Genomic DNA, 3098 nt, shown 5'->3' on the forward strand with positions numbered 1-3098 from the left:
GTAGAAGCACTGAAGTTGCCCAATGTGGCTATGCTGGAATTATCAACCCATATAATCTGAGGAGGTGTTTTATAAGTATCTGTTGCCTTTATCAACGATTCGCTCAATATGCGATTGAGACGCTGTACTCCTTCCTCTTTTGAGTTAGGCTGTACATGTTTGTTATTTTCTTCCATTTTCATTCTTTCGGATTATCAATTTCTATTTTCGTTACCATTCCAATGACCTCTTGTTTGTTTTGGAGCAGCCACTTGTCGATTTCTTCTCTATTAAAATACAGCATTTTTCCCCTTGGCTTATAGTGTGGAACTTCTTTTGCGGCTGTAAGTTTGTATAGCAGGCTTTCAGAAACACCAATATACTTACATGCTTCGTCAAACCCCAAGACGGTTTTGGTCTGCTTGACCATCTTCTCCAATTCCTCGATTCGCTCTATTAGTTTGTCAATAGGTCCCAAAGCCTCCAAACTGTCTTCTATTGCGACAATTCGCTCATAGAGTCTAAAATGTCTTTCATTCATGTGTCACGTACCTTAATTAAATTGTTTACAGACAGTAGCACGGTTATATTAGCCGTCTATTCTTTCTTTGTGTAGATAGTACATATTCCTCTGCTTCTCTTTGAATCTCGTTCTTCGATTTGCCCTTGGTTCCTTGAAGCCATTCATCTATCTCAGATTTGAGGAACATGATGCGTTTGCCTCTCTTGTGAAACGGTATTTCCCGATTGCTTGTCCAGCAATATATGGTATGCTCTACCGGATGTGTTGGGAGATAAGCACATAATTCAGCAACCGTAAACCATGTTTCTTCTTTTTCTGATTGAACAAGTTCATATATACCATCAATCTTGTCTTCTAATGATGACAGCTTTTTCAGTACCCCCGTTATAGCGTTGGGAATATCTTCAAATCTTATACTATTTTCTTCCATGCTAATTATTTTTTATGATTTTTGATGCAAAGTTATGGGGAGACTGTCACTAAATAGAAAAAGTAACGTGATAGTAAGGCAGTATCAACCAAACTATCACGTTTTTACTTTCATTTAGCAGAATTATTGTGATTTATTCCTCTCTTAATATCTGTTCGATGGATTTGCAGATGGCATATTGACTTGCTGTCATGGAAACGTTTCTTCTTATCCTTGAAAGAGAAGAGGAAAGACAACTTGAAGTTATGAATTTCTCTGTTCCATCCTTTTTGATACTGGTTAAGAAGCGACCTTCTCCCATGACATATTGCCAATTATTGTTTATCAAATGGTATTGAGCCATAGCGTCAAACAGTACGGCTACATTACGTACATTCTTTACACGGATAGATGCGTCCAAGTCGCACTTGAATAGGCGACACAACTCGCTACGCACATCACTGTTGTCGGCAAAATCAAATATGTCGTGACTTTGGACAAGTTCTACCAACAAATCCATCTGTCTGTCTGACAATTGGCATCCCAAAGTGAGGATGGACGATTTCTTTCGGGTAAGGATTGGCAGACCAGTACCCACATGTTGAAGAAACAACTCAATAAGTTCCTGCTTGGAATAATCTTCTTTTTTCTTGATTATTGACACACACTTAGAGTCTCTAAACAAAGTACCAATAATGCCAATTGCCATCTGTCGCGAGTTCTTACAACGTGCACAATCACAGTCAATATATTGGTGACTGCGCTCAAATAGTTCTATGAAGTACTCTGTCTTCATATGATTCTTTTCAGCTTGAAGATACCAACTTCTTGCGATCTCAAACAACTCATACAGTTCTCTGTAGAAGTCTTCTGTACACTCCACATGTTTGTGGACACGCTTGCTCTCTTCAAAAAGAGAGAAGCCAAAAAAGGCTGTCTTTTTTCATTTTTATCTGTTTATTGTTATAAATGTTTGGTTTCCACGAAAGGTTAAAGTGCCAAAACAATAGCATCATTACATAGAATGTTGAAAATGAAAGGCACTAAAAACCACCTGTACAATAAAGGACTTATTGATACAAGTGGTCTTCTATACTAAGTGCTTACAAATGATAATCACTATTCATCTATGTCCAACTTAAAAGCTTCTGTAGCTTCATCTTTCTTCTTGTCAATTACTTTTGCGTAGATTTGCGTAGTTTTTACATTGGTATGCCCTAACATTTTGCTTACTGTATATATGTCTGTACCGTTAGCCAATTGTAATGTTGCATAGGTGTGGCGGAAGCAATGAAAGGTGATGTGCTTGGTAATCCCTGATGCTTTTACCCACCGTTCCAAAGGCTTTGATATCCATGAAGGGTCAGGCAGTCCGGCAAACACCAACAGTTCTCCGTCTTTCTTGCGCTCACCGCAAAGCTTGTATGCCTGTGGCGATATAGGCATGTATTCAACGCCCTTAGTCTTCTGCTGAGTGAAATTGAGACGGTACCCACCATTGTATTCTTCAACCTCTGACCATTTAAGCTTTTGAATATCGCTATGTCGCATTCCTGTCAGTGCAGAGAACAAGGCTGCCCGTTTTAGTATATCATCACACGGAGTCTTTGCCAATATATTAAGTTCTTCCAGTGACAGATACTCTCTTCGAGCACTCTGAAACATGATATTTTTAGCCTTGGCAGCAATATCACAATTCAGATAGCCATCCACGAAAGCTTGTTTGAGTGCCGCCTTGAAGATAGAGAAGTACGTCGATGCCGTATTCCTTGAAATAGTTCCTTTCTTAGAACCACCCTGCGGTGCCTTTATCAAGAAGGAACGGAATGCCTCAATATACTTCATGTCAATCTGCGAGAACTGTATGTAGTCACACTTGGCAAACATTGACAACAGTGTGTGCAATCTGCGCCAGTTGACAACTATCGATTCTGACGCAGTTTCCTCTCTTTCTTTGATTAACTTCTCAATATACTCCAGAACATTGCATTTTGAGCGTTCGCTTTGTTCTGCCATTTCCATTTGCTGGTCAGTAAAGAGAGCCATGTTGTCGTACTCTTTTTGACGCAGGACTCGAACGCCATCCGCATAAAGGCAAGTTTCCATATCTTGCTTGGATTTACACTGAATAACGCCATTGTCATCTCGCTTGGGCTTGTACTTTATTCTACCAGCAACGGCTCGCTC

4 protein-coding genes and 1 pseudogene are annotated in these 3098 nt (G+C 39.7%); all 5 read right to left on the minus strand.

Annotated elements, in window-relative coordinates; genetic code table 11:
- Window positions 1-176, minus strand: a pseudogene (locus KQP79_RS25390) (mobilization protein); the annotation flags it as partial.
- A 2-nt stretch (window positions 177-178) separates the two neighbouring features.
- Window positions 179-520, minus strand: coding sequence for a helix-turn-helix transcriptional regulator (locus KQP79_RS25395; RefSeq protein WP_005812869.1), 342 nt, complete (start codon window positions 518-520; stop codon window positions 179-181).
- 43 nt (window positions 521-563) lie between these two features.
- The gene (locus tag KQP79_RS25400) at window positions 564-932 is read right to left on the minus strand and encodes a helix-turn-helix domain-containing protein (protein WP_004320284.1); all 369 of its coding nucleotides are present in this window, start codon (window positions 930-932) and stop codon (window positions 564-566) included.
- Window positions 933-1065: 133 nt separating this feature from the next.
- Window positions 1066-1707: a hypothetical protein gene (locus KQP79_RS25405; protein WP_005812872.1), complete on the minus strand. Its 642-nt coding sequence runs from the start codon at window positions 1705-1707 to the stop codon at window positions 1066-1068.
- Window positions 1708-2030: 323 nt separating this feature from the next.
- The coding region (locus KQP79_RS25410) for a tyrosine-type recombinase/integrase (RefSeq protein ID WP_264386586.1) at window positions 2031-3098 on the minus strand (1068 nt) is incomplete at its 5' end.

Source organism: Bacteroides sp. DH3716P (assembly GCF_025914115.1).
Lineage (GTDB): Bacteria > Bacteroidota > Bacteroidia > Bacteroidales > Bacteroidaceae > Bacteroides > Bacteroides ovatus.